The sequence below is a fragment of the Streptomyces sp. NPDC048506 genome (assembly GCF_040651315.1).
Lineage (GTDB): Bacteria > Actinomycetota > Actinomycetes > Streptomycetales > Streptomycetaceae > Streptomyces.
The window spans coordinates 26,615-52,893 of sequence record NZ_JBEZIX010000049.1 but is presented as its reverse complement, the minus strand read 5'-3'; the positions used below and the strand labels follow the sequence as shown (position 1 = coordinate 52,893).

The 26,279-nt window shown below is 74.5% G+C and carries 21 protein-coding genes; 10 read left to right on the top strand and 11 right to left on the bottom strand.

Annotated elements, in window-relative coordinates:
- Window positions 1-4: 4 nt before the first annotated feature.
- Window positions 5-562, top strand: coding sequence for a YbaK/EbsC family protein (locus AB0C96_RS32705; protein ID WP_362922484.1), 558 nt, complete (start codon window positions 5-7; stop codon window positions 560-562).
- A gap of 153 nt (window positions 563-715) precedes the next feature.
- Window positions 716-1,285, top strand: coding sequence for a GNAT family protein (locus AB0C96_RS32700; protein WP_362922483.1), 570 nt, complete (start codon window positions 716-718; stop codon window positions 1,283-1,285).
- On the opposite strand, the gene AB0C96_RS32695 is transcribed toward AB0C96_RS32700, so the two are convergent.
- The 3 genes from AB0C96_RS32695 to AB0C96_RS32685 all read right to left on the bottom strand — a co-directional run bounded on the left by AB0C96_RS32695 (window position 1,282) and on the right by AB0C96_RS32685 (window position 3,158).
- A complete protein-coding gene (locus tag AB0C96_RS32695; RefSeq protein ID WP_362922482.1) occupies window positions 1,282-1,776 on the bottom strand; it encodes a GNAT family N-acetyltransferase in 495 nt (164 codons plus the stop codon). The two genes, AB0C96_RS32700 and AB0C96_RS32695, sit on opposite strands and share 4 nt — an antisense overlap.
- 25 nt (window positions 1,777-1,801) lie before the next feature.
- Window positions 1,802-2,209, bottom strand: a complete 408-nt coding sequence (locus tag AB0C96_RS32690) for a CoA-binding protein (RefSeq protein WP_362922481.1) — start codon at window positions 2,207-2,209, stop codon at window positions 1,802-1,804.
- Between the two features lie 157 nt (window positions 2,210-2,366).
- Window positions 2,367-3,158, bottom strand: a complete 792-nt coding sequence (locus tag AB0C96_RS32685) for a type VII secretion system-associated protein (protein ID WP_362922480.1) — start codon at window positions 3,156-3,158, stop codon at window positions 2,367-2,369.
- A 263-nt stretch (window positions 3,159-3,421) separates the two neighbouring features.
- On the opposite strand from AB0C96_RS32685, the gene AB0C96_RS32680 reads away from it, so the two are divergent.
- The 5 genes from AB0C96_RS32680 (at window position 3,422) to AB0C96_RS32660 (ending at window position 13,038) form a co-directional block, all read left to right on the top strand.
- Window positions 3,422-4,048, top strand: a complete 627-nt coding sequence (locus AB0C96_RS32680; protein ID WP_362922479.1) for a YigZ family protein — start codon at window positions 3,422-3,424, stop codon at window positions 4,046-4,048.
- A 136-nt stretch (window positions 4,049-4,184) separates the two neighbouring features.
- Entirely contained in the window at window positions 4,185-5,687 is a 1,503-nt protein-coding gene (locus tag AB0C96_RS32675; protein WP_362922478.1) for an APC family permease, read from the top strand.
- A gap of 250 nt (window positions 5,688-5,937) precedes the next feature.
- Window positions 5,938-8,433 carry a SpoIIE family protein phosphatase gene (locus tag AB0C96_RS32670; protein ID WP_362922476.1) on the top strand — a complete coding sequence of 832 codons (2,496 nt, stop codon included), beginning with the start codon at window positions 5,938-5,940 and terminating at the stop codon, window positions 8,431-8,433.
- Window positions 8,434-8,638: 205 nt separating this feature from the next.
- A complete protein-coding gene (locus tag AB0C96_RS32665; protein ID WP_362922474.1) occupies window positions 8,639-9,805 on the top strand; it encodes an exonuclease SbcCD subunit D in 1,167 nt (388 codons plus the stop codon).
- Window positions 9,802-13,038 carry an SMC family ATPase gene (locus tag AB0C96_RS32660; RefSeq protein WP_362922472.1) on the top strand — a complete coding sequence of 1,079 codons (3,237 nt, stop codon included), beginning with the start codon at window positions 9,802-9,804 and terminating at the stop codon, window positions 13,036-13,038. The genes AB0C96_RS32665 and AB0C96_RS32660 overlap by 4 nt, the downstream gene beginning before the upstream one ends.
- A gap of 76 nt (window positions 13,039-13,114) precedes the next feature.
- On the opposite strand, the gene AB0C96_RS32655 is transcribed toward AB0C96_RS32660, so the two are convergent.
- From AB0C96_RS32655 to AB0C96_RS32640, 4 genes are all read right to left on the bottom strand, one after another.
- Entirely contained in the window at window positions 13,115-14,572 is a 1,458-nt protein-coding gene (locus tag AB0C96_RS32655) for a GNAT family N-acetyltransferase (protein WP_362922471.1), read from the bottom strand.
- Window positions 14,573-14,652: 80 nt separating this feature from the next.
- Window positions 14,653-16,347 (bottom strand): DUF885 domain-containing protein, encoded by a 1,695-nt coding sequence (locus tag AB0C96_RS32650; protein WP_362922469.1) that lies wholly within the window; start codon window positions 16,345-16,347, stop codon window positions 14,653-14,655.
- A 155-nt stretch (window positions 16,348-16,502) separates the two neighbouring features.
- A complete protein-coding gene (locus tag AB0C96_RS32645; RefSeq protein WP_362922468.1) occupies window positions 16,503-17,903 on the bottom strand; it encodes a GNAT family N-acetyltransferase in 1,401 nt (466 codons plus the stop codon).
- 83 nt (window positions 17,904-17,986) lie between these two features.
- Window positions 17,987-19,606: an alkaline phosphatase D family protein gene (locus AB0C96_RS32640; protein ID WP_362922466.1), complete on the bottom strand. Its 1,620-nt coding sequence runs from the start codon at window positions 19,604-19,606 to the stop codon at window positions 17,987-17,989.
- Window positions 19,607-19,852: 246 nt separating this feature from the next.
- Between AB0C96_RS32640 and AB0C96_RS32635 the strand changes: the two genes are divergently transcribed.
- A complete protein-coding gene (locus AB0C96_RS32635; RefSeq protein ID WP_362922465.1) occupies window positions 19,853-20,257 on the top strand; it encodes a VOC family protein in 405 nt (134 codons plus the stop codon).
- 75 nt (window positions 20,258-20,332) lie between these two features.
- The gene (locus AB0C96_RS32630; protein WP_362922463.1) at window positions 20,333-21,217 is read left to right on the top strand and encodes an RNA polymerase sigma-70 factor; all 885 of its coding nucleotides are present in this window, start codon (window positions 20,333-20,335) and stop codon (window positions 21,215-21,217) included.
- Here AB0C96_RS32630 and AB0C96_RS32625 read toward each other — a convergent pair.
- Window positions 21,169-21,834 carry an aspartate/glutamate racemase family protein gene (locus AB0C96_RS32625; protein ID WP_362922461.1) on the bottom strand — a complete coding sequence of 222 codons (666 nt, stop codon included), beginning with the start codon at window positions 21,832-21,834 and terminating at the stop codon, window positions 21,169-21,171. The two genes, AB0C96_RS32630 and AB0C96_RS32625, sit on opposite strands and share 49 nt — an antisense overlap.
- 205 nt (window positions 21,835-22,039) lie before the next feature.
- Here AB0C96_RS32625 and AB0C96_RS32620 point away from each other — a divergent pair, with 205 nt between their 5' ends.
- On the top strand, window positions 22,040-22,786 hold the full coding sequence (locus tag AB0C96_RS32620; RefSeq protein ID WP_362922459.1) for a GntR family transcriptional regulator: 747 nt from the start codon (window positions 22,040-22,042) through the stop codon (window positions 22,784-22,786).
- Window positions 22,787-22,994: 208 nt separating this feature from the next.
- Here AB0C96_RS32620 and AB0C96_RS32615 read toward each other — a convergent pair whose 3' ends face one another.
- The 3 genes from AB0C96_RS32615 to AB0C96_RS32605 form a co-directional block, all read right to left on the bottom strand.
- Window positions 22,995-24,152: an ROK family transcriptional regulator gene (locus AB0C96_RS32615; protein WP_362922458.1), complete on the bottom strand. Its 1,158-nt coding sequence runs from the start codon at window positions 24,150-24,152 to the stop codon at window positions 22,995-22,997.
- An 81-nt stretch (window positions 24,153-24,233) separates the two neighbouring features.
- Complete coding sequence (locus AB0C96_RS32610; RefSeq protein ID WP_362922456.1) at window positions 24,234-24,884, bottom strand: response regulator transcription factor; 651 nt, start codon at window positions 24,882-24,884, stop codon at window positions 24,234-24,236.
- 9 nt (window positions 24,885-24,893) lie between these two features.
- Window positions 24,894-26,201 (bottom strand): histidine kinase, encoded by a 1,308-nt coding sequence (locus tag AB0C96_RS32605; protein WP_362922454.1) that lies wholly within the window; start codon window positions 26,199-26,201, stop codon window positions 24,894-24,896.
- Window positions 26,202-26,279: the final 78 nt, after the last annotated feature.

The following is a 26,279-nucleotide window of genomic DNA, read 5'->3' as shown; positions in this document are numbered from 1 at the left end:
GCGCATGCCCGTGCCGATGGATGCCTTCGACGAAGTCCGGCCCGCCGCCGACTGCCTGGACCTGCTGACCGAACCGGTGGCCGCCGCGATCCGCGCCTGGAACGGCTCCGTGCCCGTGCACGAACTGCGCTACGTCGACACCGACCCGGCCATCGCGGACACCGCCGCCCTCGTCGAGCACCACGGTCCTTGGCTCCTGGAACAGTCCGCGAACTGCGTGGTCGTGGCCGGCAAGCGCGGCGGCACGACGACGCTGGTCGCCTGTGTCGTGCTCTCGCACACCCGCGTCGACGTCAACGGCGTGGTGCGCCGTCACCTGGCCGCCCGCAAGGCGTCGTTCGCGCCGATGGACACGGCGGTCGGTGAGAGCGGGATGGAGTACGGGGGCATCACCCCGATCGGACTGCCGGCCGACTGGCCGCTCCTGGTGGACGCCGCCGTCGCCGACACCCCCTACGCGCTGATCGGCAGCGGCTCCCGCCGCGGCAAGCTCATCGTGCCCGGCAAGGCACTGGCCGAACTTCCCGGCGCCACGGTCCTGGAGGGCCTGGGCGTCGCATAGCCGCCCGGTACCCCCTCCGGCCTCCCGCCCGGGGATCGTCGGCCGGGCCGGAGCGGCCCCGACGGCCGTACCCGGCCGCCGCGGAAGCGCGCGACACAGCCCGTGAGAAGATCCCTGCGCAGTGTGCGCAGGCGGTCACCGTGGAGGGCGACGATGTACGCGATATCCCTGGGCGAGGACGGCGCGGAGCTGCGCCCGCTCGAACCGTGGCAGGCCGAGGAGTTCCTGGCCCACATGGACCGGGGCCGGGACTTCATCGGGCGGCACAACGGGCTCCCCGACGTGGTCAGGGACCTGGCGTCGAGCCGGGCCTACCTCCAGGGGTACGCGGAGAAGGCCGCGGCCGACACCGGGCGGATCCACGGTATCTGGTCGGACGGCACGCTGGTCGGCGCGGTGATCCTCCGGACCATGGACGTCCCGCAGCGCACCGCCGAGGCCGGCTGCTGGCTGGAGCCTTCGGCGGTCGGCAAGGGGCTGGTGACCCGGGCCGCGCGGCTGCTCATCGACTGGGCCGTCGAGGAGCGGGGCATTCACCGCGTGGAGTGGTGGGTCTCCGCGGCGAATGCGCCCAGCATCGCCGTGGCCCGGCGGCTCGGGATGACGAAGGAGGGCGTGCTGCGGGAGAGCTACCTGTACCGCGGGGAGCGGCACGACATGGAGATCTGGTCGGTCCTCGCGCCGCAGTGGCGGGCGGGCACACCGGCGCCGAACGCCTCCTAGAGCCGGCGTTCGTCCGCCGGACGCAGGTCCAGGGAGAGCGGGGTGGCGTGCTCGGTGAAACCCAGGCTCCGGTACAGCGGCTCGGCGCTGTCGGTGGCGTGCAGGTCGACGCGGCTGACGCCCCGCTCGGTGAACCAGTCGAGCAGGGCCTCGGTCGTGGCCCGCGCATAGCCGCGGCCCTGGTAGCGCGGGTCCGTGCACACGGAGAAGACGAACCCGAAGCGGCCGGTGGGGTGGCCCGGGGCCGGCAGCCGCTCCTCGACCGTGCCGACCGCGCACGCCGCCAGGTGCGCGGCGCCGGGCCCGTCGCCCGCCACCACGAACGCACCCAGGCGGGCGTCCGGCCCGGCCAGCAGGCGGCGCGCCATTGCCTCCGCGTCCTGCTCCCAACTCCCCGGCGAATCCTGCCCGTTCATCGCCCGGAACATCAGCCGACGCAGCCGGACGAGTTCGGCGGCGTCCTCGGGGACGGCGGCCCGTGTCATGATCATGTACAGACGCTAGCGCACCCCGTGCTCAGCCCAAACGCGGTATCTCAATGGCCGGACAACGATCCATGACCATGGCGAGGCCGGCGTCGTGCACCCGGTTCCAGGCGCCCTCGTCGACCACGCCGAGCTGGAACCACACGGCCTTCGCCCCGACCGCGACGGCCTGGTCGGCGATGCCGCCCGCCAGCTCGCTGTTGACGAAGACATCGACCACGTCCACCGGGAAGGGGATCGCCTCCAGCGAGGGGTAGCCCGGCTCGCCGTGCACCGTCTCCGCCTTCGGGTGCACCGGCACGATGCGCTTGCCGTAGCGCTGGAGCACCTCCGCGACGCCGTGCGCCGCCCGATGCGCGTTGTCGGACAGGCCCACGACGGCCCAGGTGTCGCCGAGTTCGGTGAGGATCCTGCGGATCGTTCGGGGATCGCCGTACACGCTCTGCCTCCTGCCGGGACGGTTCCTTGCGAGGATCAACGGCCCGCCCGGCCCGATGATTCCCGCACCGCGTCCGCAATAGGGAACGCCCCGCCCGAAGGGGAAGACGGGCGGGGCGGGTCGAAGGGGTGGGACCGGGGCAGGAGCAGGGGTGGCGTCAGGGAGCGGTGTGTGCCGCTCCGGTGGTGGCGAGGCCGGCGCCGACGGCCGTGGTGCCGTTGGCGGCCCGGGCCGGCTTGCCGATGGCCCGGCCGTTGCTGCCCACCGGCTCGGCGGCCCCGGCGCCGGTGCCCGGGCGCAGCGGGCCGGCCGTGGCCGCATCGTGGGCCTCGTCGGGCGTCTCGGCGGCGTCGGCCAGCATGGCGCGCAGCTCCTCGGTGTCCACCAGCATGCTCACCGGGCCGGTCGGGTTGAGGTACAGCGCGTGCCCCGGCGGCAGCTGGTCGACGAGTTCGGCCACCGGCCGCCGGTCGAACAGCAGCCGGCCCACGGATTCGAGGTAGCTCTGCGAGGTGTAGACCGGGATCACCGGGGTGCCCTCGGGCGAGGCGGCGGCCAGCGGGGTGCCGGTCGCGGTGACCAGTACCGCGACCTCCGCGTGGGCCAGCGCCTCGGAGACGTCCTTCCCCGGGCCGTACCCCGTCGCGGCGAGCTGGAGCGCGCGGTCGACCGCATCGGTCGGCTCCGACCAGTCCAGCATCTGCGGCGAGGGCCGGTACTCCGGGTTGTCCCGCCACTCCTCGATCTCGCCCGTCGGGCCCGACCGCCACTGTCCGATCAGTGCCCAGAGCGGTGGCGGTCCCTCGCCCTGCCAGGTCAGGTCCACCATGGCCAGCCAGTGGTCGGGCGCGTTGCGTGCCGCCTCGATGACCTCCGGCGGGGGCTCGGGCATGTCCTCGCCCGTCACGGGTTCGCCCGCCGTCATCGCCGACTGTGTGCTCTCTTCCATGCAGCCCTCCGCCAACCCGCCGTTCCGATCGTGCGTGTCCGAGCGGGGCCCCGGAATCACGAGGCTCTCGCGCTGGCCTCACCCTGCCCACGCCCGGCGCGGACGTCTCCGCGACGCACCGTGCGGACGGGGCGGGTACGCCGCCTGGCCGTGCGCACTGCGCCCGGACGGCGGACACCCGTGCCGCCACGGCGGACACCCCGGCGCGGGTCACCACGGTCGGCCGGTGCCGGCCTGTCAGAGGGGCCGCATAGGCTGGTGCGATGCAGGAGCAGTACCGGACGCTGGCGCACGAGGGCGTCCACGAGATCGAGATCAACAAGTCGCGCTTCATCTGTGCGCTCGCGCCCGTCGCGACCGAGGCCGAGGCCCAGGAGTTCATCGCGCGGATCCGCAAGGACCACCCGACCGCCCGGCACAACTGCTGGGCGTACGTCCTCGGGGCCGACGGCGGGGTCCAGAAGGCGAGCGACGACGGGGAGCCGGGCGGCACCGCGGGTGTCCCGATGCTTCAGATGCTGGTGCGCCGCGAGATGCGCTACGTCGTCGCCGTCGTCACCCGCTACTTCGGCGGCGTCAAGCTCGGCGCGGGCGGTCTCATCCGGGCCTACGGCGGGGTGGTCGGCGAGGCCCTGGACGCGCTGGGCACGGTCACCCGGCAGCGCTTCCGGCTGGTCACGGTCACCGTCGACCACCAGCGGGCGGGCCGGGTGGAGAACGGTCTGCGGTCGACGGGGCGGGCGGTGCGGGAGGTGACGTACGGGGCGGAGGTGCGCATCGAGGTCGGGCTGCCGGATTCCGAGGTGGCCGCCTTCCGCGCCTGGCTCGCGGACACGACGGCCGGGACGGCGCGGCTGGAGGTGGGCGGGGAGGCGTACGGCGAGGTCTGAGCCGCGGTGTCCCGGCGGGGCCGCGGCAGAACGTTCCGTCCGGACCGGTGCGCCCGCGCGCCGGCCGTGTCAGCCTGGCGCGGCGAGACCGGGCCGCGGAACCGGCGTGCGTGCCGGCACGAGAAGGGGCTGACCCATGCCTGAACTCCCCGACGAGCGGGCGGGGTTCGTCCGCCGGATCGGTCTGTTCCAGGCCACCGCCATCAACATGAGTCAGATGTGCGGGATCGGCCCCTTCGTGACCATCCCGCTGATGGTGGCCGCGTTCGGCGGGCCGCAGGCCGTCGTCGGGTTCCTCGCGGGCGCGGTGCTGGCGCTCGCGGACGGGCTGATCTGGGCCGAGCTGGGCGCTGCGCTGCCCGGTGCGGGGGGCAGCTATGTGTACCTGCGGCAGGCGTTCCAGTACCGCACCGGGAAGCTGATGCCGTTTCTGTTCGTCTGGACGGCCATGCTGTTCATCCCGTTGGGGATGTCCACGGGCGTGATCGGGTTCGTGCAGTACCTCGGCTATCTGTGGCCGGACATGAGCCAGGGGCAGGGGGACCTCGTCGGCCTCGGCGTCACGGTGGGCATCGTGGTGCTGTTGTGGCGCCGGGTGGAGAGCGTCGCCAGGCTCACCGTCGTGCTGTGGGCGGTGATGATCGCCTCCGTCGTCCTCGTCGTCGCCGCCGCGTTCACCCATTTCAGCCCGGAGCGCGCGTTCGGCTACCCGGCGCACGCCTTCGATCTGACGGCCAGTCACTTCTGGCTGGGGTTCGCCGCGGGCCTGACGATCGGCATCTACGACTACCTCGGCTACAACACCGTCGCGTACATGGGTGCCGAGATCCGCCGGCCCGGCCGCACCGTCCCGCGCGCGATCATCACCGCGATCCTCGGCATCATGACGATCTACCTGCTGCTCCAGATCGGCACCCTGGGCACGCTGGACTGGCGGGAGATGCTCGACCCGCACTCCACGGCGTCCTCGTCCGTCGCCTCCGCCGTACTGGAGAAGGCCTGGGGCAGGGGCCCCGCCGACGCCGTCACGGTGCTGATCCTGCTCACCGCCGTCGCCTCCGTCCTCACCGGCCTCCTCGGCGGCTCCCGGGTGCCCTACGACGCCGCTCGCGACCGGGTCTTCTTCCGCCCGTACGCAACGCTCCACCCACGCCACCGCTTCCCGGTCCTGGGGCTGCTGACCATGGGGGCGGTGATGGCCGTGGGTTTCCTCATCGGACGGCACACCGACCTGACCACCGTCATCCAGCTGCTGACCACCGTGATGGTGATCGTCCAGTCGCTGGCCCAGGTCGCGGCGGTCACCGTGCTGCGCCGTCGTCAGCCGGGCCTGTGCCGCCCGTACCGGATGTGGCTGTACCCGCTGCCGAGCCTCGTGGCGCTGGCCGGCTGGCTGGTGATCTACGGCTATGCGGACGCCAATGCGCCCGGCCGGCACCCCATCGAATGGTCGCTGGCCTGGGTCGCCGCGGGGGTGGTGGCCTTCCTGCTGTGGGCGCGGCGCGAGAAGGAGTGGCCGTTCGGGCCGAAGCGGATCGAGGAGGGGTGCCTGCACGGGGCGGATCCGGACGCCGAGCGGCCGGCCGGGGGAGCGCGCGGCGTGCCCGGAGCCGAGGGGGCGGTGGGCGCGGGCGGCTGACCTCCCGTCAACCGGCGTGGTGCACCCCGTGCGTACCGGCCCGCCGGCGGCCCGTCCCACCGGCCGCGGATCCGGCCTTGTCGCCCGGGATCCTCCGACGTGCGCCCCGGTATCGCGCCCGGCGCCCGGCCCGCCGTGCTCCGCAGATGGAGCACCGCACTGAGTGCTCCTTTAGCGGCAAATAATGACAGTAATGAGCGAATCCGGGCGATACGGTACGTAGACGGGCTACAGGGACGGAAGAGCTGACATGGCAGCGGACAGGACCAGGGTCCCGGCGGACGGCCTCACCGGACGGCAGGCATTGTTCGACGTCGCGGACGCCGCCGTGCTGCTCATCGACGCGCACGGAAGGGTCGAGAGCTGGCCCACGGCGGCCGAGTGCCTGCTCGGACACCCCGCCCGCGACACGGTCGGTCGCCCCGCCGCCGCGCTGCTCGCCCCCGACGACGCGGCCCGTCTGCCCGGTCTCGCCGCGGAGTGCCGGCTGCGCGGCGGCTGGTACGGGCTGCTGTCCGCCCGGCGCACCGAAGGCCGGCCCGCCGACCTCCTCGTCCAGGTGGCCCCGGTGACCGACCACGCCGGCCGGGCGCACTGGCTGGTCCTGGCGGCCGACGCGCCCTCCTCGCGCAGCTGGGAGACGAGCCGGCCGGTGCTGGAGCGGATCGTGACGACGTCCCCCGTGGGCATGGCCATCGTCGACACCGACCTGCGGTACGTCTGGTCCAACCCGGCGCTGGAACAGTTCGGCGGCGGGCCCGCGCAGCAGCGCCTCGGGCGGCGGTTGGGCGAGATCCAGCCGGGCCTGGACGCCGCGGCGCTGGAGGCGCAGATGCGGCACGTGCTGCACACCGGTGTACCGCTGACCGGCTACGAGCACGCCGGGCGGGTGGCGAACGACCCGTACCACGAGCGCGCCCAGACCATGACCGTCGTCCGCCTCGACGACCCCGAGGGCCGGCCCCTGGGGCTGTGCTACACGGTCATCGACGTCACCGAGCACTACCGCTCGCGCCGACAGATGGCCCTGCTGGACCGGGCCGGCGAGTACATCGGCCGCACCCTGGACGTGTTGCAGACCGCCCAGGACCTCGCGGACGTGGCGGTGCCCGAGCTGGCCGACTTCGTCGCCGTCGACCTGCTGGACTCGGTGGTCCGAGGGGAGGAACCGGTACCCGGGCCGCTCAGCGACGCCGACACCGTCCCGCTGCGGCGCGGCGGCCAGCAGTCGCTGCGCGACGGCGTGCCCGAATCGGTGATCGAGATCGGCGGCCTGGCCAGCTACCACGCCTGGTCGCCGCCCATCCGCTGTCTCGCCGGCGGCGGCTCCTGGCGGGCCGAGCGGCTGGACCCGCTCGGCCCGGAGTGGGCGGCCGAGCTCCCCGGCGGGCACCATGCGCACTTCGAGGAGCTGGGGCTGCACACCGCGATGGTGGTCCCGATCCGCGCCCGGGGCACCACCATGGGCGTGGCCACCTTCTTCCGCAGCGAGGGCGACGAGCCGTTCACCGAGGACGACCTCCGGCTGGCGGAGGAGTTCGTCGCCCGGGCCGCGGTGTGCATGGACAACGCCCGCCGCTACACCCGCGAGCGGGAGGCGGCGCTCGCCCTCCAGCGCAGCCTGCTGCCGCAGAGCTCCCCCGCACAGGACGCGGTACGGGTGTCCTCCGCCTACCGCCCGGCGAACGAGCTGGGCGACGTCGGCGGCGACTGGTTCGATGTCATCGCGCTCTCCGGCGCCCGAGTCGCCCTGGTCGTCGGCGATGTGACGGGCCATGGCATCGACGCGGTCGCCACCATGGGCCGGCTGCGGACCGCCGTACAGACCCTCGCCGCGCTCGATCTGCGCCCCGAGGAGTTGCTCGCCCACCTCGACGACGTGGTCGACCGGGTGGTGCGGGAGGGCAAGGGCAGCCGGCCCGGAGCCGGCGCGCTCGGCAGCAGCTGCCTCTACGCCGTCTACGACCCGATCGGCCGGACCTGCACCATGGCCAGCGCGGGGCACCCGGTACCCGCCGTGGTCGCCCCCGACCGCACGGTCACCTTCGCCGACCTGCCGGTGGGACCGCGGCTGGGCGTCGGCGGCCTGCCCTTCGAATCCGCCGAGCTGTCGGTGGCGGAGGGCAGCGTGCTCGCCCTCTACACCGACGGACTGCTCTCCGGCAGCACCACCGCGGACGCTCGCACCGGCAAGGAACAGCTGCACCACGCCCTGGCGGCACCCGACCTGGCGCTCGACGCGCTCTGCTCCCACGTCATCGACGAGCTGGTCTCCACCCGGCCACAGGACGACGTGGCCCTGCTGCTCGCCGAGACCCGCGCCCTGGACGCGGACCGCTACGCCTCCTGGGACCTGCCCGCCGACCCCGCGGTCGTCGCCGAGGCCCGGGCCACCGCCGCCGCCCAACTCGCCCGATGGGACCTGGCCGAACTCGCCTTCACCACCGAACTCGTCGTCAGCGAACTGGTCACCAACGCCATCCGGTACGCGACCGGCCCGATCCGGCTCCGTCTGATCCTCGGACAGAACCTGATCTGCGAGGTGTCCGACGGCAGCAGCACCTCGCCGTACCTGCGCCACCCCCGCACCACCGACGAGGGCGGCCGCGGACTCTTCCTCATCTCCCAGTTCGCCGACCACTGGGGCACCCGCTACACCACCGAGGGAAAGGTCATCTGGACGGAACAGCCCCTCTCGCGGCAGGACTCCGGGGCGCCGGTGCGGGCGGTGGCGGAACGGGCCTGACGGCGGCTCCCCGCGCGCCCGCCCGGCACCGACACGGTGACCACCACCGAGATCACCCGGCATGGGTGCAAGAATGAGATCCGCGTCGGGCGGTGCGGCCGGCAGCCGGTGCGGTGAGCGCCGGGCGCCGCACGGTGCCGGAGCGGCGTCGGATCGTCGGCCAGCGGGCTCTCGGAGGGGAAAAGGTGCAGGTCGGAGCGGATAGTTGAGATTTCTGCACACCTCTGACTGGCACCTCGGGCGGTCCTTTCACCGTGTGAACCTGCTCACCGCCCAGCGGACCTTCCTCGACCACCTCGTCGCGACGGTGCGCGACCGGGAGATCGACGCGGTAGTGGTCGCCGGCGACGTCTACGACCGGGCGGTGCCGCCGCTTGCCGCCGTCGAGCTCTTCGACGACGCACTGCACCGGCTCGCGGACCTCGGTGTGCCGACCGTCATGATCTCCGGCAACCACGACTCCGCCCGCCGCCTCGGCGTCGGCGCCGGGCTGATGGAGCGGGCCGGGATCCACCTGCGGACCGACCCGGCCGGCTGCGGCACCCCCGTCCTGCTCACCGACGCGCACGGCCCGGTCGCCCTCTACGGACTGCCGTACCTGGAGCCGGCCATGGTGCGCGACACCCTCGGCGCGCCGCGGGCCGACCACACGGCGGTACTGGGCGCGGCGATGGACCGGGTACGGGCCGACCTGGCGGAGCGTCCGGAGGGGACGCGGTCGGTGGTGCTGGCGCACGCCTTCGTCACCGGCGGCTCGGTCAGCGACAGCGAGCGCGACATCACCGTCGGCGGGGTCGCCTCCGTCCCCACGGCCGTCTTCGACGGCGTGGACTACGCCGCCCTCGGCCATCTGCACGGCTGCCAGACCCTGACCGAGCGGATCCGCTACTCCGGATCGCCGCTGGCGTACTCGTTCTCCGAGGCCGACCACCGCAAGTCGTCGTGGCTGGTCGACCTCGACGCGGACGGCGCGGTGCGGGCCGAGCGGGTGGACTGCCCGGTGCCGCGACCGCTGGCCCGCATCCGGGGGCGGCTGGAACGGTTGCTGGACGACCCGGCGCTGGCCCGGCACGAGGACTCCTGGGTGGAGGCGACGCTCACCGACCCGACCCGCCCGCACGAGCCGATGGCCCGGCTGGCCCGGCGCTTCCCGCACGTCCTCAGCCTGGTCTTCGAACCCGACGAGGGACCCGCCCGCTCGCTGGCCTCGTACGCCCAGCGGCTGCGCGGGCGCAGCGACCAGGAGATCGCCGAGGACTTCGTGGAACACGTACGGTCCGGCCGCGCGGCCGACGAGCAGGAGCGGGCCGAACTGCGCTCGGCCATCGACGAGGTGCGCCTCGACGAAGTGGTGGCGGAGGGGACGCGATGAGGCTGCACCGGCTGGCGGTGACCGCCTTCGGGCCGTTCGCCGACACCCAGACCGTCGACTTCGACCGGCTCGCGGGCGACGGGCTGTTCCTGCTGCACGGGCCGACCGGCGCGGGCAAGACCTCGGTCCTGGACGCGGTGTGCTTCGCGCTGTACGGGTCGGTGCCCGGGGCGCGGCAGAGCGGCCAGGCGCTGCGCAGCGATCTCGCGGACCCGCACACCCTCACCGAGGTCGTGCTCGAACTGACCGTGGGCGAGCGGCGATTGGAGATCACCCGGCTGCCCGAGCAGGCCCGCCCCAAGAAGCGGGGCAGCGGGACGACGAAGGAGAAGGCGCAGAGCCGGCTCCGGGAGTTCACGCTGCCCGCCGCCGGCGGCGCGGGCGAGTGGAAGGCGCTCAGCCGGTCGCACCAGGAGATCGGTGAGGAGATCGGGCAGCTGCTCGGGATGAGCAAGGAGCAGTTCTGCCAGGTGGTCCTGCTGCCGCAGGGGGACTTCGCGCGCTTCCTGCGGGCCGATGCGGAGGCCCGCGCCCGGCTGCTGGGGCGGCTCTTCGACACCCGCCGGTTCGCCGCGCTCGAAGAGCAGCTGAACGCGCGCCGCAGGGCCGCCGCCGACCAGGTCGCCGCCGGTGACGAGCAGCTGCTGGCGCTGGCCCACCGGATGGCCGAGGCGGCCGGCGGGAGCGCCGACCTCGCCGACCTCGCGGACGTCGTGGGGGCGGGGGAGACCACCGGCCCGACGGTGCCGGCGCCGGCCCGCGGCGGAGCGGCCCGGGGGAGCCACCGGACGGCGGCGGATCGGACGACGGCGACCGCATCGGCGCCGGCATCGGCCACGGGGACGGTGGTCGCCACCGTGCCGGGGCAGACCGGCGGTGCGCGGCGGGGCGGCCGCGCCGGGGCTGCCGGCTCCGGCACCGAACGACCGGCGGCACCCGGACCGGGGAGCCCGGGGTTCGCCGGCGCGGTGCTGGTCGGAGCGGCGCTCGCCCGGGTGACCGCACGGGAGCGCCTGGAGATCGCGCGGGCCGCGGTGCGGGCCGCCGAGGAGGCCGAACAGGGCGCGGCGCAGCGACTGGCCCAGGCCCGCGAGCGGCACCGCCTCCAGGAGCGGTACGCGGACGCCCGCCGCCGGGCCGCCCGTCTCGACGGGTACGCCGAGGAGCGGGAGCGCACCCGCGAGCGGCTGGCCCGGGCACGAGCGGCCGCCGAGGTGGCGCCCGCGCTCGCCCTGCGGGACGCCGCCTGGCGCGAGTTGGACGCCGCGCAGCGCGCCGAGCGGCAGCACCGCAGCCCGCTGCGGTGCGACCTCGCAGACGCCGAGGGCGACCACCTCGCCGCGATGGAACGGACGTTGAGGGAGGAGCTGGGATCGCTCGGGGCGGCCCGGCGGGCCGAGCGGCGGGCCGCCGACATCGGCCGGGAACGGGCCGCCCTCGACCACGAGGCGCGGGCCGACGAGCAGACGCTGCTCGACGCCGCCGAGTGGCTCGCCGCATGGGACGACGCCCGCCGCGCCCACCAGCAGCGCATCGAGACCGCCCAGGAGGCGGCGACCCGCGCCGAACGGCTCGGCGCCCGGATCGAACCGGCCGAGGAACGCCTCGCGGCGGCCCGCCGACGGGACCGGCTCGACGAGGAACTGCGGGCGCTGGAAGCGGAGTCGCTCGCCGCCAGGGAGCGCTCGGCGGCGGCCCGCGAGCACTGGCTCGACCTCAAGGACCGCCGGCTGCGCGGCATCGCCGCCGAGCTCGCGGCCGGGCTGCGCGAGGGCCGGCCGTGCGCGGTGTGCGGCGCGACCGAGCACCCGGACCCGGCCCGGGCCGGGTCCGGCCACGTGGACCGGGCCACCGAGGAGGCCGCGCTCGCCGCACACCGCCGCGCCGAGGAGGCCCGGCAGCAGGCCGAGTCGCACTGCCAGTCGGCCAAGGAGGCGCTGGCCGCGGCCGTCGCCACGGCCGGCGACCGCCCGGTCGACGAACTCGCCGCCCAGGTAGCGGAGTTGCGCACCGACCTGGCCCGCGACCATGCGGGCGGCGCGGACCTCCACGCCGCCCGCGAGGCGCTCGACCGCGCCGAGCAGGAGTACCAGCGACGGCTCGCCGAACAGCAGCAGGCCGACCGCCGGGCCGCCGCCCGCACCTCCCGGCGCGAGGCGCTCGACCGTGAACGGGCCGCCCTGGACAAGGAGTTGACCCGGGCCCGGGGGCGCGACGGCACCGTCGCCGAACGGGCCGACCGGCTGGAGCGACAGGTGGCGCTGCTCGCCGCCGCGGCCGAGGCGTCCCGTACGGCCACGGCCTGCGCCGAGCGGCTCAAGGAGGCCGACGCCGGGGCGTCCGACGCCGCCTACCGCGCCGGATTCGACACCCCGCAGGCCGCCGCCGAGGCGCTGCTGCGGGACGACGCCTGGCGGGCGTTGCAGCAGCGGCTCGACGACTGGCAGGCCGAATCGGCCGCGGTGGCCGCCGAGTTGGCGGACCCCGAGGCGCGGGCCGCGGCAGCGCTGCCGCCCGCCGACCCGGAGGCGGCGTACGCGGCGCACCGGTCCGCGGCGGAGCGGCTGCGCGCGACCTCGACGACCCACGCCACCGCCCGGGAACGCTGTGCCGCACTCGACCGGCTCTCGGCCCGGGCCGAGGCCGACGCCCGTCGACTGGCCCCGCTGCGCGCCGCCCACGACCGGATCGCCCGGCTCGCCGCACTCGCCTCCGGCACCTCCACCGAGAACGAACGGCGGATGCGCCTGGAGTCGTACGTCCTCGCCGCCCGGCTCGAACAGGTCGCGGCGGCCGCCAGCCTCCGGCTGCACCGGATGTCCGCCGGCCGCTACACCCTGGTCCACTCCGACGAACGGGCCGGCGGTGCCCGACGCTCCGGCCTCGGACTGCACGTCATCGACGCCTGGACCGGCCACGAGCGGGACACCGCCAGCCTCTCCGGCGGCGAGACCTTCTTCGCCTCGCTCGCGCTGGCGCTCGGCCTCGCCGACGTCGTCACCGACGAGGCGGGCGGCACCCGGCTGGACACCCTCTTCATCGACGAGGGCTTCGGCAGCCTGGACGAACAGACCCTCGACGAGGTGCTGGACGTCCTCGACGCGCTGCGCGAACGCGACCGCAGCGTCGGCATCGTCAGCCACGTCGCGGACCTCAAGACACGCATCCCGGCCCAGTTGGAGGTCGTCAAGGACCGGTCGGGCTCGACGGTCCGGCACCGCGTACCGGGGTGAGCCCGCCGGTGACACCGCCAGCCCGGCAACACGGCCGGCCCGGCAGCACCGCCAACCCCGGCCCCGTGGGCTCCGGTTACGCGGACGGCGAGCCGCACGGGGCGTTGACGCCGACGGGGGGAGTCCCGGGCGGGGCGGAGGCGTCGATCTCGTAGGCGCGCAGGCCCTCGCGGTCCCCGACGAACCGGAAGCCGGCCCGCGTTAGGACGCGCTGCGACGGGAGGTTCTCCGGCTCGGTCAGCGCGCACACCGTCCGCACCTCGGGGTGGGCGGCCGCCCAGCCGGACAGCAGCCGGGCCGCGTCGGTGGCCCAGCCGGCGCCGCGGGCGGACGGGGAGAGGTCGTAGCCGATCTCCACGAAGCCGGTGTCGTCCGGTGGGCCGTGGAAGCCGATGCTGCCCAGCGCCGTGCCGGCCGCCGCGTCGGTCAGGACGAAGACGCCCCAGCCGGGACGGTAGCGGCCGGCCGCGGCCGCGTGGACGGCGATGCCGGCGCCGCCCGAGGTGGTCTCCGGCGGTCCGCCGTCGATCCAGTCGAAGCCGGCGGCCTCGCCGTCCGCGACCCGGGCCGCGACGGCCGGCAGCAGGGCGCGCAGGGCCACCCGGCCGGCCGTCAGGGTCAGCGGATAGCCAGCGCCCGCGGTGACCAGCGCCTCGAACAGCGGCCGATGGTCCACCCCCGCCGGCAGCCCGCTGACCTGGCCGTCGCCGACCTCCACCACCCGCCAGACCCCGTCGCTGCGCAGCGCCAGATCCGTGGTGACGAAGCGGGCGCCCAACTCCCGTACGGCCGGGGCGATATGGGTGAGGTCGGGGGTGGGGCGCAGGCCCGGAGCGTCGGGGTGCGGGCCGGTCAGCACCGGCTCGCCGTCCACCCACCACACCCGTGCCTCGCCCACCGCCCGGTCGAAGTCCTCGAAGGCGCGCAGCACCACACCGCCGGTCAGGAACTCCTCCTGGAGGGCGACGAAGCGGCCGACGACCGCGGCCAGGCGGCGGGTGTCCGAGGCGTCCGGGACGTAGGACGCCTCGTCCCATTCGTGCTTGCGGGACTTGACCCAGTCCTTGACGACGAGCGGCCGGCGCGCCCCCGGAGGGCCGAACGGCTCGGCGAGCCGGGCGAGCGCCGCGGCCGTCGGCGGCCGGCCGGGCGGGCAGGGGAGCCAGGCGCTGTGCGGGGTGAGCGCGCGGAAGGCGCCGTACCAGCCGGGGAGCTCATGGGCGGTGCGATAGGCGGCGGGGGAGGTCAGCAGGCGGCAGCCGCGGTCGGAGAGCGCCGCGGCCAGCGCGGCGTAGCGGTCGGCCGGCAGCATCCAGCCGCGGTACCAGACCGGTCCGGCATCGCGCGGGACGTGGGCGACGGCCGCGGTCGCGTCCCCGGCGAGCAGCGCCTCGTGGCCGAGTACCGCGGTCCGCGCGCCGGCGGCCTGTGCCGCGGCGGCCTCGGCCGCGAAGTGCGGATCGGTGCGCCGGGGGCGCAGCGGGTCTCCGGAGAGCAGAAAGAGCGGCCGGTCCGCCGCGAGGTCCCCTGTCATGTCAGCGGACCCTACGGAACGGCGGCGGCCGGCCACAACACCCTGCGGTCGCGGCCGGCCGCCGTCGAGCGGGGCCATGGTCAGAGTGCCGACAGCTCGCTCAGCAGATCGTCCAGGCCCAGCGACCCCTGGGACAGCGCCGCCATGTGCCAGGCCTTGAGGTCGAAGTCCGCGCCGTGCCGGGCGCGGGCCGCCTCCCGGCCCCGGAGCCAGACCCGCTCGCCGAGCTTGTAGCCGATCGCCTGGCCCGCCATGCCCTGATAGCGGACGATCTCACTCTCGACGAAGTCGGCCGGGCGGCTGCTGTGCCGGGCGAAGAACTCGTGGGCCAGCTGCGGTGTCCAGCGCTCACCCGGGTGGAAGGGGGAGTCCGCCGGGATCTCCAGCTCCAGGTGCATGCCGATGTCGATGATGACCCGGACGGCGCGCATCATCTGGGCGTCCAGGTAGCCGAGCCGTCGCTCGGCGGTGGTCAGGAAGCCCAGCTCGTCCATGAGGCGCTCGGCGTACAGCGCCCAGCCCTCGGCGTTGGCACTGACGATGCCCACCGTCGTCTGGTAGCGCGAGAGCCGGTCGGCGACGTGGACCCACTGTGCCAGCTGGAGGTGGTGGCCCGGCACTCCCTCGTGGTACCAGGTCGAGACCAGGTCGTACGCCGGGAAGCGGGTCTCGCCCATGGTCGGCAGCCAGGTGCGGCCGGGGCGGGAGAAGTCCAGCGACGGCTGGGTGTAGTACGGCGCTGCGGCGCTACCGGGCGGGGCGATCCGCGACTCCACCCGGCGCACCCGCTCGGCCAGGTCGAAGTGGGTGCCGTCCAGCGCCTCGATGGCCTCGTCCATCAGCGACTGTAGCCACTGCCGGGTCTCCTCGACGCCCTCGACCGCCTCGCCGTGCTCGTCGCACCAGGCCAGCGCCTCCCACGGGGACTTCGCTCCGGGCAGGACCTTCTGCGCCTCGCTCTCCATCTCGGCCAGCAGCCGATGGAACTCGGACCAGCCGTACGCATACGCCTCGTCCGGGTCGAGGTCGGAGCCGTTGTAGTAGCGGGCCAGCCGGGCGTAGCGCTCCCGGCCCACGACGTCCGGTGCGCCGGCGATGGCCGGTGCGTAGCTGTCCCGGAACCAGTCGCGCAGCTCCACCAGGGCGCCGGTCGCCACCGCGGCGGCCTCGGTCAGCTCGGCGCGCAGCGCGTCCGGGCTGGGGTCGGTGAACTCGGCGAACCAGCTGCGGTCGGTGCCGATCCACTCGTCCAACTGACCGATGACGGTGGCTACTTGGAGCGGTCCGGCGGGGAGGTCCTGCTTCCGGCCGGCGTCCAGCGCGGCGCGGTAGCCCTCCAGCGCGGCCGGGACGGCCCGCAGCCGCTGGGCGATCGCCGCCCAGTCCTCTTCGGTCTCGGCGGGGGTGAGCGTGAAGACCTCGCGGACGTGGTGCAGCGGTGAACTGAGGTTGCTGACCGTGCGCAGCCCTTCGCCGGCCTCGTGCACGGCCAGTTCGGCGGTCAGCCGCTCCCGCAGCAGCCGTGCGCAGATCCGCTCGGCGGGGCTGTCCGCGCCCGGCCGGGCCTCGGCCGCGGTGAGCTCCTCCAGTGTCCTGCGGGCGAGTTGGGCCACCGCTTCCTGGCCCGTCGGCGAGAAGTCGGGGAGCCGGCCGGAGCTCTCGGGGATGCCGAGGAAGGTGCCGGTGATGGGGTCCAGGTCGACGAGGGCGTCGACGTAGGCGTCGGCGACCTGACGGGGCAGCTGGCCGCCCCCGGAAGTAGTGGTGTTGGACATGCGGGCCATCCTCGTACGGATCACCCGGTCACGTCACCATCAAGAGGCCGTACGTTCCTGTCGCTTTACGACGCCATTGCCTTACCCGGCGGCCGGTCGGGCGTCGGAACGCCCGACCGGCCGGCCGCGGATCGGGGTCGCGACCGGGGCCGTGCTCAACGGCGGCCGGTGCCGTCCTGGACGCGGAGCGTCTCCCGGGACTCCTGCCGGACCGGTACGCCCGCCGGACGGGCGGTGATCACCAGCGTGCCCTCCTCGATCTGGTAGTCGAGCGGCAGCCCGAGGCCGCGCATCGCCGCCACCATGCCCGTGTTGGAGGCCTGGGTGATCGCGTACACGCTGGCGCAGCCGGTCTCCGCCGCCATCGTCACCAGCCGGCGCAGCAGCTCCGCGCCGATGCCGCGCTGCTGCCAGGCGTCCTCGACCAGCAGTGCCACCTCGGTCTCGTCGCCGTCCCACAGCAGGTGGCCGAGCGCCACCAGCCGGCCGGACGCGGTCTCCACCGCCAGGGTGCGGCCGAACCGCGGGCTGAGCAGGTGCCCCAGGTAGCGGTCCGCGTCCCCGACCGGGCCGTGGTAGCGCAGCGCGAGGGTCTGCGGCGAGCAGCGGTCGTGCATCTCACGGGCCGCGGCCAGGTCGGAGGTGTCGGCGCGGCGGACGGTGATCTCGTCGCCCTCCGGCAGCGTGAGCACATCGCGGCGCGGCGGCACCCGCTGGCCGAGCCGGGCATCCAGCTCGACGAGCGCGCGGACCCGGGCGAACTCGGTGGGGGTGAACGGCAACTGCGGCCTTTCGATGGTCAGGGAGCCCCCGGAGGGGTCGCGGAACTTCATCACATGCTCCTCCAGCACTCCCTCGGCGGGCACCGGCTCGGCGAGCGGCTGACCCGTCAGCGAGCGGGCGGGCACCGAGCGGATCGTGCAGCGGCCCAGCAACTGTCGCAGAGCCAGGGGGAGTTCGGCGGAGTCGAGGGCGGTACGGGTCGCCAGCCCGAGCATCCGGGTCGGGGCGTCCACGAGGTCGTGCGCATCGGCGCGCTCCAGCCAGCTGTGGGTGCCGCCCGCACCGGCCACCGTGCGGGTCAGCTCCGCGGGCGCCAGCGACCCCGGCGCCCGCAGCAGGAACTCGTCGACCGTGCCCTCGGACAGCGGGTGGGTCTGGAGGCTCAGTATGTCCACCTGCCGGGCGGCCAGCGCCGTGCACAGCGTGGCCAGGCTGCCCGGCTCGTCACGGACCGTGGTCCGCATCCGCCACAGCACCGTCTCCTGGCGGCCGGCCGCGGGGGCCGGGGCGGCGGGGGACGGTGCCGTGGCGCCGGTATCGATCGGCGGCGGGGCGTTTTTCTCGTACCGTCGTGACCACCAGACGTGGAACGCCGCCGTGGCCAGCAGGGCCACCGCCGCGGCGCACAACAGTATGGGGCCCGACGGGCCGTGCGCGACGGTGTTGGCGGCGGCGTCGGCCACCGCCACGGCCGTGAACAGGGCGGCCAGCTCGACGACGTCCCGGCGCCAGTGGTGGCGGCGGGTGGAACGGGCAGAGGACGTTTGAGTCATGCACACAGCCTCGCCGACGGGTGTTGCCTGATCGCCAACACATTGTGTCCGACGGGTAAAAGACGCAATCGATGCATTGGCCCCTACTGTCCCACCCGTCCCGGTTGGAGCACCTTGCTGAACAACACCTCTCCGCCCTCCTGACGCAGCCGCACCGTCAGCTCCCCGCTTGCTCCGTCGATGTCGATCTCGCCGAAGTTCTGCGGACTCTCCGCCGGGGAGGTGTTGGCACGGTCCGGCGCCTTGATGAACGCCTGCTCGGGACCGAACGTTCCATCGAGTTTCACGGCCTGGAACCCGCCCGCGTTCAACGGCCCGGAGACGAACTCCCAGAACGGCTCGAAGTCCCCGAATGCGGCCCGCTCCGGTGCGTAGTGCTGCGCCGACGTGTAGTGGACGTCCGTCGTCAGCCACAGGGTGCCGGTGATCCGGTCGTGCTTGATGTGCCGCAGCAGGTCGGCCAGCTGGAGCTCGCGGCCCAGCGGCGCGCCCGGGTCGCCCTGTGCCACCGCCTCGAAGTCGGTCTTGCCGTCCGGGACGACCAGCCCCAGCGGCATGTCGGAGGCGATCACCTTCCACACCGCGCGCGAACGGGACAGCTCCCGCTTGAGCCAGCGCAACTGCTCGGCGCCGAGGATGCCCTGCGGGTCCTCGGTCTGCCGGTCGGGTGAATTGGCGTTGCGGTAGCGGCGCATGTCCAGCACGAAGACGTCGAGCAGCGGGCCGTGGTGCACCACGCGGTAGACCCGGCCGCGCCCGTCCGGCCGCAGCGTACGGATCGGGAAGTACTCGCTGAAGGCGCGCAGCGAGCGCGCGGACAGGACGTCCGCGCTCTTCTCCGTGTACCGGGCGTCCTCCAGCAGCTGCCCCGGGTACCAGTTGTTGTGCACCTCGTGGTCGTCCCACTGGATGATCGTGGGCACCTGCGCGTTGAACCGGCGCAGGTTGTCGTCCAGCAGGTTGTACCGGAAGGCGCCGCGGAACTCCGCGAGCGTCTCGGCGACCTTCGCCTTCTCCTCGGTCGTGACGTTCCGCCAGATCCGGCCGTCCGGCAGGGTCACCGTGTCGGTGATCGGGTTGTCCGCGTAGATGTTGTCGCCGCTGCACAGGAAGAAGTCCGGGTTCCGGCGCCGCATGTCCTCGTAGATGCGGTAGCCGCCGCGCTCGGGGTTGATGCCCCAGCCCTGCCCGGCCAGGTCGCCCGACCAGTGGAAGCGCACGTCCGCCCGCTGCCCGCCACCGCTGCGCGAGGTGCCGTCGGGCGTGCGCCGGCCGTCCGGAGCGGTGCGGAACGTCCCCGACACCGGCTCGCCGGCCCGGCGGGGGTCGTCCGGGTCGGCCAGCAGCACCCGGTAGTGGATCTGCTCGCCCGCCGGCAGACCGTGCAGCGCCGTGACGCCGGTGAAGTCCGTCCCCGCCCCGAGCACCGGACCGCGCCACGTCCGCGTGGTCCCCGCATCGCGGAACGACTCGGTCGCCGAGGTCTGCACCACCATCCGGGCCGGCCGGTCGGACCGCACCCACACCAGGCCCGACGACGTCGTCACGTCCCCGACCTGTACGCCCCAGTCGGCCCGCGGCCGTCCGCTGCGGGCCTGCGCCGGTGCCGCGGCAGCCAGGGCGGGCAGCGCCAGCGCCGCGGAACCCGCCGCGGCGCCCTGCAACAGCGAGCGCCGTCCGAAGCCGCCGGATCCCTGAGCCATCTCAAACCTCCATGCCGTGACCGAGTTCGGTATGACCCGTTCGTATCGGTGTTCGGTGCCGCGGGGTCGAACGGACGGTGAACACCGGCCCGTTCGGACCGCGCCGGGCCGGGGTCGTGGGCCCGGAGTCCCACCGGGACCGGGCCATGGTCGCAAGACCATCGACCGATCGCCAGGACGTCACCGGGCCGTTTACGGTCTCGGTACACGCCACCGGAACGGTGGCTCCGAGAAAGGTGACACCCCGTGCCGGCCAACGGTTCCGCCCACCTCCGCATCGCCCGCCCGTCCCGCGACCTGGCCGCGGCCGAACGCTTCTGGAAGCAGGGGCTCGGCCTGACGGAGCTGTTCCGGCACGCCACCGAGGGCACCGAGCACGCCCTGCTCATGCTCGGCTGGCCGGACGCCCAGTGGCACCTGGAGCTGACCCTCGACCCGACCGGAACCCTCCAACCCTCCCCGACGGCGGACGATCTGCTCGTCCTCTACCTGGGCGAGGAGGTGCCGGCGGAGCTGGTCGAGCGGCTGGAGCGGTGTGGCGGAAAGCGCGTTGCGGCGTACAACCCGTACTGGGACGAGTGGGGCGTCACCCTGGAGGACCCGGACGGGTACCGGCTGGTGCTGTCGCGGCGGGACTGGTCCAACTCCTGAAGCCCCGTTGGTGGCGCACGTCGCACTCCGCCGTTTCCGCTGGACAACGCGGGGACGGCCGGGTGGGATGGAGGGGTGTTGGAGGAAACCGCGACCGACGTCTTCGAAGCGCACCGACCCGTACTGTTCGGGGTGGCCTATCGCATGCTCGGCCGGGTGGCCGACGCCGAGGACGTGCTACAGGACGCCTGGCTGCGCTGGTCGGGCGCGGACCGGACGGAGGTACGGGAGCCCCGTGCCTTCCTCGTGCGGATCACCACCCGGTTGGCGATCGACCGGCTGCGGCAGGTCCAGTCGCGGCGCGAGTCCTATGTGGGGCCCTGGCTGCCGGAGCCCCTGGCGACCGACTTCGCCGGTAGCGCGCCGGACACCGCCGACCAGGCGGTCTTCGCCGAGTCCATCACCCTCGCCGTGCTCGTCGTCCTGGAGTCGCTCTCCCCGCTGGAGCGCGCCGTGTTCGTGCTCCGCGAGGCCTTCGGCTACCCGTACGCGGAGATCGCCGCGGCCCTGGAGCGCAGTGAGGCCGCGGTGCGCCAACTGGCGGGCCGGGCCCGGCGGCACGTGCAGGAGGGCAAGCCGCGCTTCGAGGTCGACCCGGACCGGCAGCGCGACCTGACCGAGCGGTTCATGGCCGCGGCGGCCGGCGACGACCTGGACGGGCTGCTGAGCCTGCTGGCGTCGGACGCCCGGCTGGTCGGGGACAGCGGAGGGAAGGCCAAGGCCCCGCTGCGGATCATCGAAACCCCCGACAAGGTCGCCCGTTTCCTCCTCGCCGTCACCAAGAACCCGGAGCCGGCCATGGAGTACACGCTCCTCGAACTCAACGGCGGTATCGCCCTGTTGGTGCACCGCGGCGGCGTACCGGACTCCGTCCTCCAGCTCGACGTCCAGGACGGCAGGATCCAGACGGTCTACATCGTGCGCAACCCCGAGAAGCTGGTGTCGCTGGCCGCCAGCTGAGCCGCGGCCCGCAGGCCCGGGCGCGGGCTCGCCAGCGCCGGAACCGGCAGGCCCGGACGGCCCGCGACGGGCGCCATGGACGCCTGCGCCAGGACCAGCACGTCGGCGTCCCGCACCCGTCGCGCCGCGTCGTCGACCACCGCCAGATACCCCTCGGTGTCACCGGCCTCGAACCGCTCCCAGGCGCCCGGCACCAGCACCGTCCGCACGTCGATCGCGTGCCCGGCCCGTTCGGCCTCCTCGGCGAGCAGCTCCCCGGTGGGCGCGAGGGTGCTCTCCAGGGCGGCGAGCACCGCGATCCGTGGTCCCGCGGCGACCGCCGCCGCGGCCATCGGGCGGTCCACCCGCAGGGTGGGCAGACCCAGCGCCGCGCCGGCCGTCTCGGCGACCGAACCGAGCGTCGAACAGGTGCAGAGAGCGGCCCGCGCCCCGTCGGCCGCTGCCGCCACGAGCGTCGCGGAGACCTCCTGCCGGACGGCGTCGGGCCCCTGTGCCCTTGCCCGGTCCAGGAGTTCGGGGCGGACCAGGTGACGCAGCGCCAGACCGGGCGCCTCCTCGTCGCGCAGCGCGTCGAAGACCGGGACATGGACGGGCGAGGTGTGGAGCATGGTGAGCATGGTCGAGAGGGTAGCCAATCGGATGCGGGATTGGTCTTGACCAAGGGTGGGGGCGGCCATATCTTCGGGATACTGCAACAACCTTTAATAAAGAAGCGCTCATAAACGGACGCCCGGGCGGGCCCGCGACGCAACGGGCCCCGCGGGCGGGTCCGGGGTCGACGGGGGCGTGCCCCGCGGGGCAACGGCCAGTGCGGAGGACAGGGTGGGGACCACGCAGCTCGAAACGGTGCCGGAACCGAAGTACTGGCACCTCAAGACCGTGCTCAGCGACGCGCTGGACTCGGAGTTCGCGGTCGGTGAGATTCTGCCCAACGAGCGTGAGCTGGCGGCCCGGTTCGGCGTCGCCCGCGCCACGCTGCGACAGGCCCTCGAACAGCTGGAGTTGGAGGGTCGACTCCAACGCCGCCGTGGCGTCGGCACCACGGTCGCCCCGCCGCGGGTCGGCGTGGCGGTCGACCCCGCCCGGCACACCTGGCCCGGCGCCCCCGGCGACGACTGGCAGCCGATCGACGCGGTCGAGAGCGACTCGGTGCCGCCCGCGGTGGCCCGCCTGCTGGAGACAGCTCCCGACGAGCGGGTGCACGTGGTGCGCCGCAGCCGGGTCTCCCAGGGGCAGCCCGTCGCCGCCGAGCTGCTGTACGTACCGGCGGCCGCGGTCCCCGGCTGTGCCGACGCGGACCCCCTCGGTGGCCCGGCCCGCGCCCGCGCCGTCCTGCGCGAGTTGCAGGAGCGCGAACTGGACGGCCAGGACCGCACCGTGGAGCTCGGCTCGGCCCGCGCCGAGGACGCCAAGCAGCTGGACCGGCTGCCCGGCGCGCCCGTCCTGGTCGTGACGACCCGCTATGTCTCCGGCGGCCGAACGACCGCGGTGGCGGTGTCCACGTACCGCGCGGACACCTGCCGGCTGACCTTCGGCGAGAGCACGGCGATGCCGCTGCTGGCCGGCTAGGCCCTGCCCGAGGGTCAGGGCCGAGTCAACGGCCTTTCCGGCCCTTGACACATAGGGAAGGCTCCAGGTCCCGCCCCTGCGCGCACCGCGCGGCCACGGAGGTCAAGCCGCATCCCCCGGCGCCTGCGCCACCCCCACCGCTGTCGCCACGGCCCGTCCCGGAGGGATTCCCCCGGCACGGGCCGCAGCGCTGTGGAAGCCGGCCCGGTCAGCGGCGGGACGTCACCGTGCCCTCCACCGCGAAGAGTTCGCCCTCCACATGGTCGAGGGCCAGCCGCAGCGCGCCGGTGGCCGCCGCCGCCTCGCCCAGCTGCGACAGCGCGACCTGCGGGGGCCGAAGGCAGTAGCGCGCCAACTCCCGGCGCAGCGGCGTAAGGACGCCCGCCAGCCCGGCCGCCCAGCCGCCGATCACCACCAGCTCGGGGTCGAGCGCCAGCACCAGGGCCGCGACGTCGTGCACCAGCCGCTGGATGAAACGGTCCACCGCGTCCCGGGCCCGGGCATCACCGTCCCGCGCCGCCGCGAACACCGCGGCGACCTGCTCCTCGTCGAGGGGTTGCAGTGGCTGTCCGGTCGTCGACAGCAACTTCTCGGGCCGGGCCTCGCGACCCAGCAGGTGCAACGCGCCGATCTCGCCCGCCGCCCCGCCGAACCCGCGGTGCAGCCGACCGCCGATCAGCGAACCCGCTCCGGGACTCAGCCCGGCGAGGACGAAGACGACATCGTCCGAGCCGGCCGCCGCGCCCTGCCAGTGCTCGGCGACCACCGCGGCGTTGGCGTCGTTCTCCACCAGCACCGGGCAGCGGAACGACCGCCGCAGCCGGTCGCCCAGCGGCAGGCCCGTCCAATCGGGCAGCGCCGTGCCCAGCCGCACCGTGCCGTCCGCCTCCACGATGCCGGGCGTGGCCACCCCGACGGCCCGCAGCGAACTGCGCGGGACGCCCGCCCGCCGCAGCAGATCCGCCACCACCGTACGGACCCGGTCCAGCCGCTCGTCGGCCCGCGCGGCTTCCTCCACGGCGCGCTGCCCGGTGTCCACCACCCGGCCGCTCAGATCGGCCAGCAGCGCGGAGACGCGGTGCGGGCCGATGGCGACGCCCAGCAGGTGCCCGGCCTCGGTACGGAACCGGAACCGGCGCGCCGGGCGGCCCTGACGGCGGGTCTCCCCCTCCTCGGCGGGCACCTCGACCACCAGACCGGTCTCGATGAGCCCCTCCACCACACCCTCGACGGTGGGCCGGGACAGGCCCGTCACCTGGACGAGGTGGGTGAGCGTGGGCGAGTCCGCGGCGCGCAGCGCATGCAGCACCACCGCGGAGTTGATCCGTCGCAGCAGGGAGGGGTCCCCGCCGGTGAGCCGCCCCAACGTCCGTCTCCCTCGCTTCGCGTGTGTGGCGGATCGTAGCCGGTCAGAGGGTGCGCGGCGAGCCCCGGAGGGGCCGTCCGGTCAGCCCGGCGCGACGAACCCCGACTCGTACGCGGCGATCACGGCCTGGGTACGGTCACGGGCCCCCAACTTCCCCAACACCGAGCTGACGTGCGTCTTCACGGTCTCCGCGCCGAGGACGAGGTCAGCGGCGATCTCCGCGTTGGACAGCCCCCGGGACATCAGCCGCAGCACCTGCTGCTCCCGCTCGGTGAGCCCGGCCCGTTCCAGGTCCGCACGGGCCCGCTCGTTGCGGCGGCCGGCCGCCCTGGCCCGCAGCGCGGCCGGCAGCAGCAGCGATCCGCCCTCGGCCACGAGCCGCACCGCGTGCACGATCTCCGCCGGCCGGGCGCGCTTGAGCAGGAAGCCGTCCGCGCCCGCACGCAACGCCTCGTAGACGTAGTCGTCGTCCTCGAAGGTGGTGATGACCAGGATGCGGGGCGGCTCGTCGACCGAGCGCAACACCGCGCGGGTCGCCTCGATGCCGTCCAGCAGCGGCATCCGCACGTCCATGGCGATCACGTCCGGCCGCAGCTGCCGCACCAGCGGGACGACCACGGCGCCGTCGGCCGCCTCGCCCGCCACCTCGATGTCGGGCTGGGTTTCCAGGACGGCCCGCAGCCCGGCGCGGACCAGCGGTTCGTCGTCGACGAGGAGGACGGATATCGGCACGGGGTCAGCCTATGGGCTTGCAGGGAAGCAACCGCGTGATTCCCTGCAAGCCCTTGGGGCCCGTCGTTTCAGCGAGGTCGGCGCGGCACCACCCGGCCCGAGCGGAAGCCGGGCGTACACCCGCCACTCGCCGTCGTCCCCCGGCCCCGTCGTGGCCTCGCCGCCGAGCAGCGTGGCCCGTTCGCGGATGCCCCGCAGACCGCGGCCGGCGGCGCCGCGCGGCGCGGGCGTACGGGGCAGGGGGTTGCGGACGTCCAGTTCGAGGGCGTCGTCGGCGGCGGCGATGCGTACGGACACCGGCACCGGGCCCGCGTGCCGGAGCACGTTGGTGAGCGCCTCCTGCACCATGCGGTACCCCTCCCGCGACACCGGACCGGGCAGTGCGTCCAGGGGGCCGCTCAGCTCGGCGCGTACCTGCGAGCCGGCGGCACGGGCCGACTCCAGCAGGCGTGCGGCGTCGGTGAGGGTCGGCCGGTCGGCGGGGCGGGGGGCGTCCTCGCGCAGCAGCCGCAGCGCCCGCTCCAGGTCGTCCAGCGCCTGCCGCCCGGTCTCCTCGATCGCGGCCAGCGCCCGGTCGGTGAACTCCGCCGAACCGGCCGCGCGGGCCGCGCCCGCCTGGACGACGGTGACGGTCAGCGCATGGCCGATCGAGTCGTGCAACTCCTGGGCGAGCCTGTTGTGTTCCAGCATCCGCTCGGTACGCGCCTCCAGGGTGGCCAGCCGTTCGGCCGCCGAGGGACCCAGCAGGCGCCGCGCGGCCGCAGCCGTCAGTGAGCCGGCCGCGACCACGACGGCCAGCAGCACCACCAACGGGAGCGGCACCAGCAGGCCGTACCACCAGTGCGGCGCGTCGATCGACGGCAGGTCCCTGAGGTGTGTGCGCAGCCCCACCGCGGCCCGGGCGAACGCGACGGACAGAAAGGGGAGTTGGACGGTGAGCGCGGTCAGGGCGACACCCGTCGTGAGCCGCAGCAACAGCCATCCGGCGGTCCGGCCACGGTCGCGCCAGGATGCCGAAGGGGAGGTGGAGATCCCGGACGTGGCGCGCTCCTCGGGGCCGTGCGGGCCCGGTACCAGCAGCAGCTGGGCCTGGAGGCCCTCGACCCGTCGCACCGCCGGAATCAGCGCCGCCAGCAGGAGCAGCGGCACGGGCAGCACCACGTACCACAGCCATACCCAGGCGCCCGAGTAGAGCGCCTCGCTGCGCAGGAAGCCGGTCAGGACCCCGGCCACCGTGGCGATCAGAAGGTGCAGCCAGCGGGTGTAGGTGACGGCCCGGGTGAGCGGGCGGAGCACGGCGGAGAGCGAGGAGGACACGCCGTCATCGTGCCAGCGGCCCACCGGCGGGCACCTCCCCCGCGCGGGGGAGCACGCTCGCCGACCGCGGGGCGCCGG

What these genes read in the sequence shown, in the direction of transcription:
- AB0C96_RS32650 (WP_362922469.1), bottom strand. Translation starts at nt 16,347, where the DNA reads ATGTCCAACACCACTACTTCCGGGGGCGGCCAGCTGCCCCGTCAGGTC.
- AB0C96_RS32645 (WP_362922468.1), bottom strand. Translation starts at nt 17,903, where the DNA reads ATGACTCAAACGTCCTCTGCCCGTTCCACCCGCCGCCACCACTGGCGC.
- AB0C96_RS32660 (WP_362922472.1), top strand. Translation starts at nt 9,802, where the DNA reads ATGAGGCTGCACCGGCTGGCGGTGACCGCCTTCGGGCCGTTCGCCGAC.
- AB0C96_RS32685 (WP_362922480.1), bottom strand. Translation starts at nt 3,158, where the DNA reads ATGGAAGAGAGCACACAGTCGGCGATGACGGCGGGCGAACCCGTGACG.
- AB0C96_RS32705 (WP_362922484.1), top strand. Translation starts at nt 5, where the DNA reads ATGCCCGTGCCGATGGATGCCTTCGACGAAGTCCGGCCCGCCGCCGAC.
- AB0C96_RS32670 (WP_362922476.1), top strand. Translation starts at nt 5,938, where the DNA reads ATGGCAGCGGACAGGACCAGGGTCCCGGCGGACGGCCTCACCGGACGG.
- AB0C96_RS32675 (WP_362922478.1), top strand. Translation starts at nt 4,185, where the DNA reads ATGCCTGAACTCCCCGACGAGCGGGCGGGGTTCGTCCGCCGGATCGGT.
- AB0C96_RS32680 (WP_362922479.1), top strand. Translation starts at nt 3,422, where the DNA reads ATGCAGGAGCAGTACCGGACGCTGGCGCACGAGGGCGTCCACGAGATC.
- AB0C96_RS32640 (WP_362922466.1), bottom strand. Translation starts at nt 19,606, where the DNA reads ATGGCTCAGGGATCCGGCGGCTTCGGACGGCGCTCGCTGTTGCAGGGC.
- AB0C96_RS32655 (WP_362922471.1), bottom strand. Translation starts at nt 14,572, where the DNA reads ATGACAGGGGACCTCGCGGCGGACCGGCCGCTCTTTCTGCTCTCCGGA.
- AB0C96_RS32695 (WP_362922482.1), bottom strand. Translation starts at nt 1,776, where the DNA reads ATGATCATGACACGGGCCGCCGTCCCCGAGGACGCCGCCGAACTCGTC.
- AB0C96_RS32700 (WP_362922483.1), top strand. Translation starts at nt 716, where the DNA reads ATGTACGCGATATCCCTGGGCGAGGACGGCGCGGAGCTGCGCCCGCTC.
- AB0C96_RS32625 (WP_362922461.1), bottom strand. Translation starts at nt 21,834, where the DNA reads ATGCTCACCATGCTCCACACCTCGCCCGTCCATGTCCCGGTCTTCGAC.